The following is a 14,799-nucleotide window of genomic DNA, read 5'->3' as shown; positions in this document are numbered from 1 at the left end:
CGGAAGTCCAGGGCGAACGAGGCTCCGGCACTATAGGGTCCTTTACGTGTTCTGCAGCTTCGAAGAGGTATCGCTGCCCGGATCCGGATCGAAGTGATCGACCACGGAGCGGGTAGCTGTGAAATGCCGGCTGAGCGGGATCGTGACGCGCGCGAGGGTGCCTTGACCCCCATCGCCGCGAGGCAACAACTGCAGCTCGCCCCCTAGACGCTCGAGCATTCGCATGGTGATTGCGAGCCCGAGCCCGGTGCCGGGAATTTCCTGGCCTGCTTCACGATGGAAGGCATCCAGTGCCCGCTCCGGCTCGCGGATTCCCGGTCCGTGGTCGAGCACTTCGATCCGGATCCAGGTTGGGCCTCGCCATGCGCGCACCTCGATTGGACCAGCGGATCCTGCATAGCGGATCGCATTATGCACCAGATTCTGCAGGACCACGCGGGTGGCGGAAGCCGGAACGCGAGCATCTCCCGCGTCGCCAAGGTCCCAGAACATGTCCGCGTGCTCTGCATCGGCCATCTCCATGACGTTTGACGCGACGAGTCTTGCGATCTCCTCGAACGGCACCGGCAGGTCTATCCGAGGGGTTTCGTCGCCCAGGACGAGCAGCTGCTCGCACAGGGCACGCAGCCGCGCGAGTCCACTGCGCAGTGCTTCCTGCCGTTGGGCGCGATCCGCATCCGAGGTGGCGGAGAGCAGATGCTCCGCTTGGAAGGAGACTGCGGCCACGGGCGTGCGTAGCTCGTGAGACGCCTCAGCGGCGAAGCGCCGCTGTCCCTCGAGAATTTCCGCTGCACGGAGGTGGTGGGCTTCAAGTGCGTCGAGGAAACGGGCCAATTCCCTGGGGATGCGCGTCCGCGTCAGCGGTGCGAGGGACCCGTCATCGCGTTGTTCGAGTTCGCGGGCCAGTGCGTTGACAGGTCTCAATGCCCAGGCGACGACAAGCCAAGCCACCAGGATGAGGAACGGCGCAGTGAGCATGATCGGCATGACTGTCGAGAGTAGAGTTTCGTTCACCGCGTCCTGGCGGACCGCGATCGGCTGGGCGACAGCGATCCTGCGTCCGTCCGCAAGGGAACGCACCATGACCCTCTGCGAACCGGTGTCCGTCAAAACGGTGCCCAGGCCATCGGCTGGAATCGGGGGAAGGGCATGGGACATCCCGGCGCCCTCAAGCACCTCAACTACGAGACCGGACTGGTTGGAGAGCTTCGAGAGATCGTCCTGGGCGAAATCCACACCCGGAGTCCCCACGATTTGGGCTACACGCGAGAGGAGCCCATCTTGGGCTTCCTTGGCTTCAACGAAGGCCCGATGATACGACCATGAGGCAGCGGTGACGGTGACCAGTAAGACGACTGCGACGAGAGCGGTGATCAATCGCGACTGCAGGGACGAGGCCCGATGGTGGATGCTCATCGGGCCCTCGGGATCATCCAGCCAAGCCCCCGCACATTACGGATGCAGTCCCCTCCGAGTTTTCCGCGAAGACGCCGGATGATGAAGTCAATTGCGTTGGACTCGATCTCAATGTCACTCCCATACACCTGTGACTCCAGCTGGTCGCGGGAGAGGACGACGCCGGGATGTCGGATCAGGGCACGAAGCAAAGCAAGTTCGCGTCGGGTCAGGGGAACGGACTCGCCGCCGCTACAACAGGCTGTCGCCCTCGCCTCGTCAAGGGCGATGGTTCCTGCACGCAGGATGGCAGTGGTGTGCGACGAGCAGCGCCTGCCCACCGCCCGTAGTCTTGCGTGCAGTTCCTCATAAGCGAACGGTTTCACGAGGTAGTCATCAGCCCCGGCATCCAGACCCGTGACCTTGTCCGTCACGGCGCCCCTGGCGGTGATCACGATGACCACGGGTCCCTGGTCGCCTTCATCCCCCGCACGCAAGGCATGGAGCACGTCGATCCCGTCCAGACCGGGCAGGCCCAGATCGAGCAGGACCACGTCAAAGTCTCCGAGCCGAGCATATGACAGAGCAGTTTTCCCGTCGGTCACGACTTCGACGACGTGTGCGTCCTCGACGAGCCGTTGCGTCAGCACCGATGCGATCATCGGATCGTCCTCGGCCATGAGGATCCTCATATTGTTCCTTCCAGTGCATGGACGGTGGCTGCGTCATCGTGCCCGATGACGAGCGCGACAGCGTAGCCACCGTCCATGATGGTTCAATGTCCTGTGCACTTACGGGGAGTCAATGACCGATTGTAAGTGATGTGTCGCTGCCAGACAGGTCCCCTGGTCAGGGTGGTCGGCACGCAGGGAGGTCAGCTCCCCATCGATCGCCTTGTCCATCGTTCCCCAAGCAGCCGGTGATTTCGGTTTAAGCCCGGCCTCGGCGCTGTCCCATGCGGTCTCAAGGTCCTTGACGCGTGTACGCGCTGCGGGGAGATCGCCGGCCTCGATCTTCGCGGTGACGTCATCAACGATCGCTGAGAACGTCGAGAGGTCACCCAGTGGCCCCCTCGCCTGCGCGCCGGTGGCCGAACTGAGCGTCGCGGCACTCACCGGCGCCTGCTCCGCTTGGAGGGACGTCACTGTCGCGGCCGCAACGACGATTGCGACCATGCCGGCCCCTGCCCAAACGAAGTCGCGCATGCGTCCTCCAGCAGCGGTTTGTCCCTTGGTCAGCACCCCGTGCCGTTGGACATGGATCTGCTCGCGTACGACCAGGATCAGGATGACGGCCAGGAACAGCACGCTGGTGACCGCGGCCCCCACTCCCATGCCGCCGTAACTGCGGTCCTGGGTCAGGAGATCACCGATGGAGGCACCCAGCGGGCGTGTCAGGACATAAGCGACCCAGAAGGCCGCAACCACCGGGGCTCCTGCCCGAACCGCAATCCCGCACGCCACTATGAGAGCGCCGAAGATGATGGAGCCCCACAGGAATCCAAGTCCCAGCGCCTCGGTCGCCAGGTCGCCGGCGGCGGTACCGAGGGCGAACGCGGTGAGGATCGCGGCCCAGTAGAAGGCCTCTCGCCGCACCGTATCGATCGACGTGATCGCCAAAGTGCGCTCCTGGAAGTACCAGGTGGTGAAAACCGCGATCAACAACACCGTGAAGATCGCGGTGGAGACATACAGGCTTATACCCAGCGTGTCGGTGAAGAAGTCCGTGATTTGAGTACCCACGATACTCACCAGCACAACGCTGAGCCAGTATATCCACGGGGTGTAGCTCCGCGTTCGGAACTGGAGAACAAGCGCCACGGCGAGCAGAGTGATCATCATGCCGGTCGTAATGAGCGGTCCGAGGCCGACGTTCACCGCCAGGTAGTCGGCGAAAGTCTCTCCCACCGTGGTTGACAGGATCTTGATCGTCCAGAACGTCGCGGTGATGATCGGTACCTTCATGAACCGGGATTTGACCGGCCCCGGCGCCTCATCAGATACCTGCAACGCCGATGTGTTGAGCGGGAAGGGCATGCTCATTAAGGTCTCCTTCGGTGGTCAAGGGGGCGATACCGCCTGCAGCCCATTGTGAGATAGGCGAATGAGCTGAAAATGAGCGACCCCCACAGGCCCAGCATCAGGCATCAGAGCTCTGCCGTGGCGACCGCCACCACGAAGTCCGGTGCAGTCGAGGAGCACACCCATTGAAATTGGGACGATGGCCAGCCTGGATGAGGTTCCCCATGACCCGTCGATCAGCCAGGGCTGCGGATGACCACCATGGCGCTGCTGATGTTGGAGCATCAAGCATCAAGCATCTAGCCGAGACCAAAACCGAGCCTCTCAAGGGTCGGCAAAGTATGAGACTGTTCTCCTCAGGATCAACCACAGGCCTTGAGCCTGGGAAAGGGTTTCAGGAGCAATTACGACCCGTATATGGAAGGCAAGAACCGCGATAGCGCACGAGCACAAATATCTGCCACCGTGTCCAGGGAATCACCAACAATTACAGACGGTCCAATCTGTCTCAAAAAGCTGTCCAGCTCAGGAACCGAATGAACCCCTACTGAGACACGAAGAACTCCAGCGCGATGCCGTCCGGGTCCTTGAAGTTAAGTGCCGTTCCATAGGGGGCGTCGATGAGCCCGCTGTGGACTACGCCGATGCTATCCAGATGCGCGGCCCATTGCAGAAGTTCCGCTGAGCTGGCTACGGAAAAGCCGACATGATCCAGGCCCGGATGGTGTTCATCGAATCGGTTCTCGCCGGTGGCTGCTTGATGCTCCGTTAGTCCCAGTGATGCTCCTCCACCGAGATCGAATTTACGTCGGATAAACGGGCCATCGAGCATCGTCCCGGAGGGCTCTGCACCCAACAGGCGGGAGTAAAAAAGGACGCTGACCTCCACGTCGCTCACGGTCAAAGCTAGGTGGTCAATGGCGGGCAACGCAGGCATCAGGACTCCTGGTGGGGAAGGCGGGGGTCGAGTCCGCCGATGTAGGTACACATCGTCTCACAGGCCTGCGGATGCCGATTTCATGCCGTCGGTCACCAATGCCCTCCACGTCGGCATACGTGCCTCTGATCCTCATCATCGACGCCGCACGTCGGGGATCTGTGAGCCGCCGGCCTGCGGGATGCTGAGGTATCCATGGATGACGGTATTTCTGCTCTGTCGCTGAGGCGGTGGTTATCATACGTGCCGATCTTTTGAGGTGTAGGCGTCACTTTGTCTAAGCCGCGATCCACCGATGTCTTCCGACTGTGACCAGGAGGCAACGGTCCGGTGCGGTATTGCTAACCACCCGTCAACACCCTGATATTCCGCGGAATTCCGGGGATTATCCATGGTTCTTACCCTCATTTGAGGGTAGAATGAGGGTATCGGATTGGACGAAGAGGGGCGATGAACATGGCCATCACGATCTATACGAAACCGGGGTGCTTCGGGTGCCGTAAGACGGTCCAGAAGCTTGCCGCGGCCGGGATCCCGTTCACGGAGGTCGACCTGACCCAGGTACCGGCAGCGCTGGAATACGTCACCGAGGAGCTCGGCTATTCCCAGGCGCCGGTCGTCGTGGTTGATGATCAGTTTCATTGGTCCGGGTTGAACCCGGCCAACATTGAGCGGGCGATCGCTTATGTAAGCCAGGAGGTGTCCGGGTGAGTGCGAAGCCCACAGCCGCGGGGGTGGTGCAGAAGCGGTTGAACTTCGATGTTCCGGCGGAGCTCGCCCACCAGTTCAAGGCCTATGCGGCGTTGGAGGGTAAGTCGCAGCGGGAGATCGTGATCGCGTTCATGCAGCGCTGCGTCCGCCGTTCCCACTTCGAGGCCGGCCTCCCCGCCGAGACCAATGCTGCTCATCCCGCCGTCACCCACCACACTCACCCCGAGGACACCGACAGCGATCCCTTGCCCTGAACCATTGGCCGGCGATGTCCTGAATGAAGGTGGATCTACTGATGGCTCTAATTTTTCAGCGTCGGTTGGTGACCCCGCAGGTTTGGCCGTCGAAGATCCGTGAACGGGTATTCGCCTCGGAGCTGCTGTACCGGTGAGGTTCCGAAGCCCATTGGCACCCCAAGCCGTGTGAACGCGAGCGTGGTACTACGGTGTCTTGACCTTGAGGACTTTCAGAGTGTCCTTGTGGGAGCGGCCACCGAAGGCATGAACCTCGAAGGTATAGGTGGTCTTCGGTTCAAGCCCATAGAATCCCAGCTTCTTGAGCTTGCCGGCGTCCGCTCGCGTCTTACCGGAGGCAAAGCAGGGGTCTTGGTCATAGCCCTTGTCCTGGATGATCGTGCCCACGTACTTGCGGGTTTTCACCTGCGAACCCTGATAAATGGCCACTGCATAGGACCCGGCCCATTTCTTGTGTGCCGAAATCTTCAGGCACGTGGTGTATCCCTTGACCTTGATCCTTTTCCCCGTCACCGAATTTCGCAGTTCGGTAAACGGCTTCTTATCCTTCTTCGCGACGACCTTGGTGATGGCCGCCGGACCGATGGCTGCCGCGGAAGCCGGTAGTGCCGGTCCTACCACCATCGCCAGAGCCAGAAACATACCGCACCACACGGCACCGAACTTTTTCATTCTTCCCCCAAAGATTCATCACACCCAGGTATCGGGTCTCCTCGTACTCTACTCACGTGGTGGGGACGATTTGAACCGTTCTCTGGCCGAACGCCTCGCCGTTGATACCCCCTGGGTACGGGAGGCGTTTTGCAGCCTTGATTCGACAGCTGGGGAGGAGCGCCTGAAAAGGACGATCTGTTCTCGGTGGATCCTGCTGGGGTGGGCTGGCACGGCACTGCCCGGGACCCGGTGGAACGGTCCACGCCCAGACCCAGCCCAGACCCAGGCCAGGCCGAGTTCTCGGAAGGCCCCGGGCCTTGAGCACCTCAGATCTTGAATGTCTTACTGGTGTTGATCAGCTCGTCGCGGGCTTCGGCGCACGCCACTGTCTTCACCCCCCCCCGTAATCCCCACGCACCTGCCCACCCGGTACGAGAGAGCCCAGAGGCCCGGCCATCACCCCGGCCTCGGTGAGGTGGCCAGAGCTGACCCACCGCCGGGGACCCGACACCAGCGATTCACCGGCTCCGGGGCGCGGCAACCGTTTTCGGGCCCCTGGAGTACTCGCACGCTCGCACCCCAGAACCGGACGTCCGCTACGCGTCCGGCAATCAAGCCTGAGACGCCTGCGGCGCATCAGGCAGCGGCCTGGCGGCCGCAAACCCTTTTTTGTTTGCTGTCCTGCGGAGTGTATGGGACCGGGCCAAGCACACAAGCCACTACGCTCGTTCCTCGCTCCGGGCCGTGGTGGACAAAACTTCTTGACCGCGCTCCTGCGTCGCTTCTTTCGGTCAAGAACTTTTGTCCACCACGCCCTGCGGGTTGCTGTGCTTGGCCCGGCCCCGCTCCATTTCATTGCGCCAGCAAACAAAAAACATGGGGGAGAAAGGACCACGGGGCTGGCACCGTACCCCGGTCACCAGAAATGAGGACAGAACCATGGACAAGATCACCGCCAGCACGAGCATCGACCTGATCGCCGTTGCCGTCCACGCCCTGGGCTTCACCCCCACCTCCTCGGTGGTGCTCATGCTGTTAGAGGACCACGCATTGAGCGCGACCCTGCGCTTGGATGCGGACCCGGGGGTCCCGGCCGGGGCGTGGGCTTCGGTGGTGGGTGGGTATGTGCAGCAGGTGTCGAGCATTACCGGGGTCATGTTGCTCAGCTTTGAAGATGAACGGGCGATGAGCCCGGCACAGTATCGGGCGTTGGATCTGGTGCTCACCGTGTCCCGGTGCCCGATCCGGGGTGCGGTGCGGATCAGGGACGGATTCATCACCGAGTACACCGAAACCCAGCCCGAATGCCCTGCGGGCAACCAGCCCGGGACCCCGTCCGCAAGCCCCGCCCACCACCAGGGCGGGAAGGTCCCGGTGGGTGCGGTGGCACTCTGCACGACCGCGTTGGAACTCATGGCGTCCACCACCTGCTATGCGAAGCTTGCCGCCGACATTCCGCCCTACGATCCCACCCAGACGAAGGTCTCGGAGCTTCAGAGGAGCCGGGAGGAGGCCAGCGGGTTGGATGCCGGGCATCGGGGAACGCGCACCATGGTGTGTGCCCGGCTGATCGGGTTGGTCATGGGGTACCAGTGCACCGGAACGATCACCCCGGAGCAGGGTGCGTGGTTGGCCGGGATGTGTACGAACAAGGGAATCCGGGATCTGCTCTTTGGCTTCTTGGCTACCACCGAGGATGAGATGGACAGCATCGGGGCGGTCCTGCTGGGGGAGCGGGCCCCCGATGACTGGGAGTTCTTCACCGACGGTGCAGATGCGATCTATGCGGCGTTGGAATATGTTCCACCGCAGGACCGGGTGGACCTGTTGGCTGGGTTGGGGTGGACGCGCTGGATCCAAGGCAAGGGTACCGAGGCGATGAACTTCCTGAACCTGGCCCAGTCCACTGACCCCACCCATCGGCTGACCGTGTTGTTGATGCGGTTGATCACGGACGGGCACTTGCCGGTCTCGGCGATCACGAAGCACTGAGGCCATCGAGTGGGACCAGCGGTCGGCGCACCATCGGTTCGGGGATGGGGGAGAGGAAAGTATCCTCACCTCCATCCCTTCTTTCATGCCCCGATCCCGGCCTCTGCTTTTTCTGCCCGAGCGCCGTTCCCACCCTCCGGTTCCGACCCTGCTGGTTCGCACCTGGCAGGTTCGCCCCCTGTCGGCTCCGATGCCGCGTCCGCGGGGGATCGTTCATGCGCCCGAGGGTGGGAGCCCGACGTGGTGGGGCGGGGTCGTGGTGGGTCCGTCCGCATGATGCCTGGCAAAGCTGGAAGGTGGTTCGTGCTGGGCAGGCACCCGCCGACGCGTCGTCGAGCATATGCACCGCGCGAGTGCTCGGTCCCGTGAAGGCCTGGGCTGGGCTCTGCTGGGTAGAGGTGGTGTTGAGTGTTCTGGGCTTTGCCCGAAAAGCTGCCGTCGTGCATACCGGGAAAATTCGTTCCCCGGAGGTGAGGGTGCGGATGAGAGGGGTGGAGGAAATGATCCTCATGGCGGGTGTGTCTCGAGCCCTGAATTTGGTGGGAAGACGGCTCAACCAAAAGCAGCGGAGCAAGCTATACATTTACACGGGTGTAAATGGCTTTGGCTCTGGACGCGGGGCGTCGGTGAGCGCACACTGGTGGTGTGTTCCCCTCAAGGTTTCGGGGTCGCTGCGCTGGGCTGCTGGAAGGCGGTGGTTGGGGTGTCTGAGGTACCTGGGCGTCGCTTGCGTTTGGGGAAGCGCCGGCGGGAGAACGCTCCGGCTGGTTCGAAGAAGCGTCGTGATTTGTGGGTCACTGCCGAAGAGGATGCTTTGTTGGTGGCGCGGGCTGAGCGGGAGGGCGTGACGGTGCCGCGGTTGTTGATTGCCGCGGCGGTGTCCGAGAATGTGGAGACGCCGCTGGAGCGTCGGGCGATGGTGGCTGAGTTGTTTGCGATTCATACGTTGTTGGCTCGGGTGTCGAACAACGTGAATCAGTTGGCGCGGCATGCTAATGCGGGGGATGAGTTTCCGGTGGAGGCGGCGGCCACACTGGCGTATGTGCGCCGGTTGGCGTTTCGTATCAGTGACACGGTGGAGGGGATCCGGTTGTGATTCCGAATGTGACCCGGGGTTCGCGGATGCGGGGTTTGCTCTCGTATTTGGTGTCGACGGATCTGGCGAAGACGAGCAATGTGCATCGGGATCCGCATGTGGTGGCCGGCAGTGCTGCGGTGATGGCGTGGTTTGATGATGGGGTTTTGGATCAGCAGGACGCGGCTGAGATTGCCGCGTTTTTGGATCAGCCGCATCGGCGGTTCGGTGTTCAGGTGATGCGTCGGAACAAGCGCTGGGATCCGGGTGCCGGTGAAATGGTGGATCAGGGTTTGGTGAAGGCCGATGTGTGGCATTGTTCGTTGAGCTTGGCTCCGAACGAGCGGGTGGTGACCGATCAGGAGTGGGGGGATATCGCCAACGAGTTTGTGGGGGCGATGGGTTTCACCGAATCCAGTGGCAAGGCCCCGTGCCGGTGGGTGGCGATCAACCACGGGACCAGTACGGGAGGTAATCAGCACATCCACTTGGCGGTGTCTTTGGTGCGTGAGGATGGGACGAAGGCTTCGGTGCATATGGATCAGCCGCGTTCCCAGGCGGTGTGTCGGGGGTTGGAGCAAACGTATGGGTTGGAGGAGCTTTCCTCGATTCATGCCGCACGGGGTTATGAGCGGGCCGAACCGCAGACCGCGATCCGGCAGGGCCGGGAGATGCACAGGGTGTCGTTGGAGCGCAAGGTGCGCGCTGCTGCCAGCGTTGCCCTGAACGAGGCGGGGTTTGTGTGTGAGGGACGTAATGCTGGGCTGTTGATGCGCCCCCGCTACGCGAAGGGCACCACGGATGTGGTGGTCGGTTACTCGGTGGCTGAACGACCGGTGGCGGGGGCACGTCCGGTGTGGTTTGGTGGCGGGCAGTTGGCCCGTGATCTGGGATTGGGACAGCTGCGCACCCGGTGGGCTGACACGGCGCTGGGTTCGATGGATGCGGTGGCGGAGTGGAATGCCGCGGCCCGCAATCAGCACCAGGTGAAACCGATTGGCCCGCACGTGGCTGGTGCCCGGTCGTGGGAGGAGCAGACCGCGGTAGCGCAACGGCTAGCTGAGCGCTTGCAGTCCTTGGCGGTGGGCGATCATGCCTCGTGGGCGTGGGTGGCACGGGAGGCTTCGGGGGTCTTTGCCACGTGGTCCGCACAGGTGGAGCAGGTTCCGGGACCGCTGGCTGCCACGGCTGATGAGTTGGCTAAGACGGCGCAGTTGCGTGATTATCGGGTGCATGGGGCGCCGGTGGCGTTACCGTCGCTGGCGGGAGCAGCGATGTTGCTGCTGGCCGCCGGTTCCAACAGTAAGGGTGCTGCGCAGTCGGCGTTCTTGTTGCAGTTGTTGCGCACGGTGCGGGCGATTCATGACATGCATCAGCAGTCGTTGCGGGTGCGGGAGACCCGAAATTTGGAGTTGGTTTTTGCCCGGGATTTGGTCCCGTTTGTGCGGGATATGCCCGAACCGGTGCTGGCGGGCACCCGAGCGGAGGCGGGCGTGGGCATGGGGACCGAGGTTCCTGAGTCGGTTCGGTTGGCTCGGCTCAGTTTCCCGCTGCCGATTTTCGGCACCGAGGCCGCCCCACGTTCGGGCAGTGTCGTTCCGCCGATGATCAAGCGGAACCGCACGTATGAACCGCAGACGCCGGGGCCGGAAACAGAACGCGACCGATAGGCCAAAAAAAATATCTGTTCACCAACAAGTAGGGAAGGAAACAGGTGCATGTGATGAGCGATGAAGGTGTGGAGGAGATCGTCGAGTCCCTGCTGCGTCAGGGGTTGGTGGCCGCTTCCCAGTTAGCCGAACAGCTGGCTCGGGCCCGGTCACAGTACTTGGCCAAGGCCGAGCGGGACGGTGAACGTGCTGCCCTGGAGGCACGGCGGATCATGGTGGGAGACCGGGCCATGATGCGTGCACTGATCCTGCCGACTACCGCTGATCAGTGGTGGGCCACGGCGAAGCCTGCGCAGATCATCGAGGTGCACCTGATGGCCCAGGCCTGGAAGGCTCATGATCCGGAGGCGTTGGTGGCTTCGGAAAAGATCAACCGGGAAATCAAGGACCGCTATGGGATCGACACGGCAGATGCCGGCGATGATGTCCCCTACCTGCAGGACCGTCTGGCTGTTCAACAGCTGGCGGAGCAGCAGCAACGCGTTGCCCGGGAGCACGCCGAGGCGATGGAATTGGTGGCCAGGGCCCAGAAGATTGAGCTGGCCCGGGTTGCGGCCGAGTTGCATGAGCAGATGCAGACCCACCGGGTGCCGGCGGAGTATCTGTCCAACCACGAACTGGTGACAGCCCTGCAGGGAGTGAAGGATGCCACCGGGGAGCAGGCTGAGTTGGCGGCGGAGCGGGCGGTGGCCGAGCGAATGCACCTGATCGAACAGGACGGCATCCACGGCCCGGAGGTGGGGCAGTTGCGTGATGAGATCGGGGCGCACTATGCCGGGGTGGGGGACCAAGCCTGGACTGATGCCGGCTTTGTGGTTGCGGCCCGGCGTTGGCATGAGGCGAGGATGCTGGCCACCGGCGGATTCGTGGACTCGGAGCCTGCCCAGGGCGAAAGCCGGTACCAGATCGCTGAAAAGGACCTGCTGGCCCGGAGAGATGCCCTGCACCAAGTAGGTGCGAGCAGGGAACTGCGCGATGATTCGGCGGACCGAATGAACCCGACCGGGCAGCTGCTGGGAGGCCCGACACCCGGTCTGGAAGGCAGCGCGGGGAAGGGTGGGCCGGTGTATGGGTCGGCTGAGTATTACCGGGAGTTTGAGCGGTCGTTGAGGGGCCTCGCCACTGAGGGTGAGATCACGGGTCGGATGGCTGCCGCTCGTAGTCAGGGGAAGCATCCCAGTGAAGCGGTGACCGGCCTGACGCCGGCACCCATGGTCCGCAAGACGGCATTCGAGGTCGGGCTGGAGCAGACCCGTAACCAGGAGGGGCCGGCGCGCTGACACCGGTCAGCTGGCTTGTGGTGTGGTTTGTGAGCGCTCCGGTATGCCCAGGGTCCACGGGGCTTCGCGCTGGTCTGCCAAGGGGGAGAGTCGACGGGTATCAATTTTCGCAGACGACTGCACTGAAGATCCAACGTCGGTGGCGCGGCAATGGTGTGCCCGTAAGAGGAACCTTGCGGAACGTTCCCTCCCCACCGTCTGATGTATTGGCCGCATATTTGGTGCCGGACATAGAAGACCCCGAACACCCGAGTTTAGGGTCTTCATTGCGTCTCCTCTCCAGCGTTAGGAACCTGTTCCCGCTGCCACGATCCGCGGAATGTATTCACCGTTCAGCCATTGGACGGCCCCGCCGACAGCGGGAAACACTACTGATTCCAAGCCGACGGCCGCATCAGCGTACAGAGTGTCCCACTCCCGGGTGGGGACTGCCAGGGCAGGCCAGCCGTGTTGGCGCCGAAATCTGAAGAGCCGTTCCACTGTCTGCGCCACCAAGACGTCGTCGGCAAGACCTGCCATCAGTTGCAAATCGACCAGATCGTGGGCCCGCTGGCTGCCTGGTTCGGTACATGCATGCAGTTTCTGTGCGACTTGGTGGTGAAGTGGCAGGACAGGCACCGGATTTGGTCGGGGGAGACCCAGTGCGGCGAAGAGGGCAATCAATTCCGTGGAGAGGGCTGTCTCTGTGAGATTTCCGGTTGCCTCAAGTTCGTCGAAGCCGACTTCGAGCTCCACGGTCGTGAATGACTTGTTTCGGTACTGCAGCTTCACGGCGAAAGGCTGCATGACGTAGGCGGCCGGCACGCTCTCTGGGGCGCGCGGAGTTCCTGGCACAACCGCACCGGTGAAGTCTCCCCAACCAGCGGCAAGATTCTCTCGTAACTGCTCTTCAAACTTCTGCATGTTCCCGCGAAAGGCGGTATCCAGGTCAGGAGTTTGACGCGTGAGATTCTCGCCAAGCCGTAGCTTCAGACCAGTGCCACCCTTCACTGCGGATGGTGGCAGCATCTGGCACACCACCAAGTTGGCTACCAGGGACTTGAGCCTGGTGACGGTGGAGGTCTCGGCCTTTGCCTGATCCGCGATCCTGCCCTCTAGGTACCGGACATTCTTGGGCGGAGTGATTTCTTCTGGCTGATTTTCATCCAGTGGTGTGCTCAAGATGTCTCCAATTCTTTGATGACGCGGGTTGCGGCTGCTGAGTCGAGTAACCCACGCTGCTCCGCTTTGCGGGCTGCGTCGATTAGGCGTTCAGTCATGATTCGTCCTCGGGAACCGAGCAGCGCGCTCTCGACACCCATGGCCGGGATGCCCTCAATGTAGGTCCGGTCCGAGAGGGGAACCTTACGCTGTTCAATCTCGACGGTGTTCGGGACTCTGCTTCGGACCCGCCGAGGAGTGGCCACCCTGATTTTGCGGAGATTGACCTGGCCCAAGCCGTAGGCGGCGAGTACCGATTCATCGGCAAGTACTGCGTCTTCTCCTCCGAGCGCGACGGCTTCGGCGAACTCGTCGAGGTTGTTCGAAGGAGCTTCAACCATTCGATACACGCCATGCCCGATGCGTCGAAGAGCTCCGCGTGCAGTCAGCTTCCGGAGCTCCACAGGCGGCACTCCTGCTTCGCGCGCTTCAGCCACGGTGATGACGCCATGGGTGTCGTAGGCGAGCTCCCTCAATGTTTGCCTGTACGAGCTAGTCGATCTCATGTCAAAAGCGTACCGTTATCGGTACGCTTTTGTCATCGTCATCGTCATCAGCGTCGTGGTCATCACCACCGTCACCTCGGCGACGGTCGCAATTGTTGTCCCGGCCGCCGTCGGCATCGTGGTCGACAGCAGAAAAACCCGCAATCGTTCACAATTCCGCAACTCAGCCCATCATCCCAGGCGAACAAACCTTGCGCCGCCCACCCGTTGGGTACCGGTCAGTGGATATATGCATGCTCTGGAGCTGAAAAAATCGCGCAGCGGCGCTGGAATGCTATTGGAGCTCTCCAGGGCTTAGTCCACGCCGAGGGAGTGGTGAATGAACCCTTTCTCGAATTTTCAGTGTTTATCCCGTAGGGGCCTCTCAGTGGCCCGTCCACCAAGCAGATCGGCAATGGATGGGATGTCGTGAACGTGATCGCCGGATGATCGGCAGCCGCCGCCAGATTTCTTTAGGAGCCGCTACTGTAAAAAGACCGGTCGTGGACGCTAACCGGTACATTGAGCGGCGCATGATCCCGCGCAACGAGAAATTCCGGACGGGCCAGTACTCGTAGAGCGCTGGTGGTCAACGAGATGAGCGAGGCGGTCCTTGAGCCGTGGTTTTTTCTGAGGGAAACCATCCCGCTGGCGCGTAGTCGCAGGGGAACGGCTCGGGGCTGTGGTGTCGGTCGGGCCCGCAGGCGTGGAAGGGGCCTTTTTGACTGAGAAGGATGGCCATGTGGGGATCGGCGTGGTCGTGCCACCATACGCTCATACCGGTCGCCGGAACGAGCCGGAAGTGCTCCCAGGCCTGCCACAATGCGTCCACGCGGCTGAGCGCTTCAGGGTGCAGGTACCATTGCCGGCACCATTTGCCGTTGCGGGAATCGATGATCCGGTTATAGGACGGCAGCAATTGCAGGTGGAGAAACTCTTCGGCCGATCCATAGATCAGCGAGGGTTTCTCCGGATCCTGATCCTGTGCGGTCATGCTCGGAGGCGGGGCCGGGCGCATAGGGCTGGGGCTGTTCGGAGGTGCGTTGCTTGGCCCGCTGCTTTTTGGCCAGAGGGGTTCTGCGCCACGACGGGTGGGTCCGCTGGGCGGTGGTTGGATGTTTCCCA

General features: G+C 62.2%; 15 protein-coding genes and 1 pseudogene. 7 read left to right on the top strand and 9 right to left on the bottom strand.

Annotated elements, in window-relative coordinates; all coding sequences use genetic code 11:
* Nucleotides 1-42: 42 nt before the first annotated feature.
* The 4 genes from E9229_RS18410 to E9229_RS18395 form a co-directional block, all read right to left on the bottom strand.
* Nucleotides 43-1,416: a sensor histidine kinase gene (locus E9229_RS18410; protein ID WP_183513233.1), complete on the bottom strand. Its 1,374-nt coding sequence runs from the start codon at nucleotides 1,414-1,416 to the stop codon at nucleotides 43-45.
* Nucleotides 1,413-2,087 carry a response regulator transcription factor gene (locus tag E9229_RS18405; protein WP_183513232.1) on the bottom strand — a complete coding sequence of 225 codons (675 nt, stop codon included), beginning with the start codon at nucleotides 2,085-2,087 and terminating at the stop codon, nucleotides 1,413-1,415. Before E9229_RS18405 ends, E9229_RS18410 begins: the two co-directional genes overlap by 4 nt.
* A gap of 99 nt (nucleotides 2,088-2,186) precedes the next feature.
* Nucleotides 2,187-3,437 carry a COG4705 family protein gene (locus E9229_RS18400; protein ID WP_246380969.1) on the bottom strand — a complete coding sequence of 417 codons (1,251 nt, stop codon included), beginning with the start codon at nucleotides 3,435-3,437 and terminating at the stop codon, nucleotides 2,187-2,189.
* A 523-nt stretch (nucleotides 3,438-3,960) separates the two neighbouring features.
* A complete protein-coding gene (locus E9229_RS18395) occupies nucleotides 3,961-4,353 on the bottom strand; it encodes a VOC family protein (RefSeq protein WP_183513231.1) in 393 nt (130 codons plus the stop codon).
* Nucleotides 4,354-4,809: 456 nt separating this feature from the next.
* Between E9229_RS18395 and E9229_RS18390 the strand changes: the two genes are divergently transcribed.
* On the top strand, nucleotides 4,810-5,064 hold the full coding sequence (locus E9229_RS18390) for a glutaredoxin family protein (protein ID WP_183513327.1): 255 nt from the start codon (nucleotides 4,810-4,812) through the stop codon (nucleotides 5,062-5,064).
* Nucleotides 5,061-5,318: a hypothetical protein gene (locus tag E9229_RS18385; RefSeq protein ID WP_183513229.1), complete on the top strand. Its 258-nt coding sequence runs from the start codon at nucleotides 5,061-5,063 to the stop codon at nucleotides 5,316-5,318. The genes E9229_RS18390 and E9229_RS18385 overlap by 4 nt, the downstream gene beginning before the upstream one ends.
* Before the next feature lie 186 nt (nucleotides 5,319-5,504).
* Here E9229_RS18385 and E9229_RS18380 read toward each other — a convergent pair whose 3' ends face one another.
* Nucleotides 5,505-5,960, bottom strand: a complete 456-nt coding sequence (locus tag E9229_RS18380; protein ID WP_221184790.1) for a hypothetical protein — start codon at nucleotides 5,958-5,960, stop codon at nucleotides 5,505-5,507.
* A 951-nt stretch (nucleotides 5,961-6,911) separates the two neighbouring features.
* Between E9229_RS18380 and E9229_RS18375 the strand changes: the two genes are divergently transcribed.
* The 4 genes from E9229_RS18375 (at nucleotide 6,912) to E9229_RS18360 (ending at nucleotide 11,989) form a co-directional block, all read left to right on the top strand.
* Nucleotides 6,912-7,964: a DUF4192 family protein gene (locus tag E9229_RS18375; RefSeq protein ID WP_183513227.1), complete on the top strand. Its 1,053-nt coding sequence runs from the start codon at nucleotides 6,912-6,914 to the stop codon at nucleotides 7,962-7,964.
* 703 nt (nucleotides 7,965-8,667) lie between these two features.
* Nucleotides 8,668-9,060, top strand: coding sequence for a plasmid mobilization protein (locus E9229_RS18370; RefSeq protein ID WP_312855757.1), 393 nt, complete (start codon nucleotides 8,668-8,670; stop codon nucleotides 9,058-9,060).
* A complete protein-coding gene (locus E9229_RS18365) occupies nucleotides 9,057-10,709 on the top strand; it encodes a relaxase/mobilization nuclease domain-containing protein (RefSeq protein WP_183513224.1) in 1,653 nt (550 codons plus the stop codon). Before E9229_RS18370 ends, E9229_RS18365 begins: the two co-directional genes overlap by 4 nt.
* 53 nt (nucleotides 10,710-10,762) lie before the next feature.
* Entirely contained in the window at nucleotides 10,763-11,989 is a 1,227-nt protein-coding gene (locus E9229_RS18360; protein ID WP_183513223.1) for a hypothetical protein, read from the top strand.
* A gap of 285 nt (nucleotides 11,990-12,274) precedes the next feature.
* On the opposite strand, the gene E9229_RS18355 is transcribed toward E9229_RS18360, so the two are convergent.
* The 3 genes and pseudogenes from E9229_RS18355 to E9229_RS20145 form a co-directional block, all read right to left on the bottom strand.
* On the bottom strand, nucleotides 12,275-13,150 hold the full coding sequence (locus tag E9229_RS18355; protein WP_183513222.1) for a nucleotidyl transferase AbiEii/AbiGii toxin family protein: 876 nt from the start codon (nucleotides 13,148-13,150) through the stop codon (nucleotides 12,275-12,277).
* A complete protein-coding gene (locus tag E9229_RS18350) occupies nucleotides 13,147-13,530 on the bottom strand; it encodes a hypothetical protein (RefSeq protein ID WP_246380968.1) in 384 nt (127 codons plus the stop codon). The genes E9229_RS18355 and E9229_RS18350 overlap by 4 nt, the downstream gene beginning before the upstream one ends.
* Nucleotides 13,531-13,539: 9 nt before the next feature.
* A pseudogene (locus E9229_RS20145) lies at nucleotides 13,540-13,695 on the bottom strand (type IV toxin-antitoxin system AbiEi family antitoxin domain-containing protein); the annotation flags it as partial.
* Between E9229_RS20145 and E9229_RS18345 the strand changes: the two are divergent.
* Nucleotides 13,694-13,993: a hypothetical protein gene (locus tag E9229_RS18345; RefSeq protein WP_183513219.1), complete on the top strand. Its 300-nt coding sequence runs from the start codon at nucleotides 13,694-13,696 to the stop codon at nucleotides 13,991-13,993. The pseudogene E9229_RS20145 and the gene E9229_RS18345 overlap by 2 nt on opposite strands.
* A 270-nt stretch (nucleotides 13,994-14,263) precedes the next feature.
* Here E9229_RS18345 and E9229_RS18340 read toward each other — a convergent pair whose 3' ends face one another.
* Nucleotides 14,264-14,668, bottom strand: coding sequence for a DUF4913 domain-containing protein (locus E9229_RS18340; RefSeq protein WP_246380967.1), 405 nt, complete (start codon nucleotides 14,666-14,668; stop codon nucleotides 14,264-14,266).
* Nucleotides 14,669-14,799: the final 131 nt, after the last annotated feature.

The sequence above is a fragment of the Paeniglutamicibacter cryotolerans genome (assembly GCF_014190875.1).
GTDB lineage: Bacteria > Actinomycetota > Actinomycetes > Actinomycetales > Micrococcaceae > Paeniglutamicibacter > Paeniglutamicibacter cryotolerans.
This window is presented reverse-complemented; position numbering and strand designations above follow the sequence as displayed.

Excerpts from the sequence above, each read along its gene's own strand:
- E9229_RS18410 (WP_183513233.1), bottom strand. The coding sequence starts at position 1,416 with ATGAGCATCCACCATCGGGCCTCGTCCCTGCAGTCGCGATTGATCACC.
- E9229_RS18405 (WP_183513232.1), bottom strand. The coding sequence starts at position 2,087 with ATGAGGATCCTCATGGCCGAGGACGATCCGATGATCGCATCGGTGCTG.
- E9229_RS18400 (WP_246380969.1), bottom strand. The coding sequence starts at position 3,437 with ATGAGCATGCCCTTCCCGCTCAACACATCGGCGTTGCAGGTATCTGAT.
- E9229_RS18395 (WP_183513231.1), bottom strand. The coding sequence starts at position 4,353 with ATGCCTGCGTTGCCCGCCATTGACCACCTAGCTTTGACCGTGAGCGAC.
- E9229_RS18390 (WP_183513327.1), top strand. The coding sequence starts at position 4,810 with ATGGCCATCACGATCTATACGAAACCGGGGTGCTTCGGGTGCCGTAAG.
- E9229_RS18380 (WP_221184790.1), bottom strand. The coding sequence starts at position 5,960 with ATGTTTCTGGCTCTGGCGATGGTGGTAGGACCGGCACTACCGGCTTCC.
- E9229_RS18375 (WP_183513227.1), top strand. The coding sequence starts at position 6,912 with ATGGACAAGATCACCGCCAGCACGAGCATCGACCTGATCGCCGTTGCC.
- E9229_RS18360 (WP_183513223.1), top strand. The coding sequence starts at position 10,763 with ATGAGCGATGAAGGTGTGGAGGAGATCGTCGAGTCCCTGCTGCGTCAG.
- E9229_RS18350 (WP_246380968.1), bottom strand. The coding sequence starts at position 13,530 with ATGGTTGAAGCTCCTTCGAACAACCTCGACGAGTTCGCCGAAGCCGTC.
- E9229_RS18345 (WP_183513219.1), top strand. The coding sequence starts at position 13,694 with ATGTCAAAAGCGTACCGTTATCGGTACGCTTTTGTCATCGTCATCGTC.
- E9229_RS18340 (WP_246380967.1), bottom strand. The coding sequence starts at position 14,668 with ATGACCGCACAGGATCAGGATCCGGAGAAACCCTCGCTGATCTATGGA.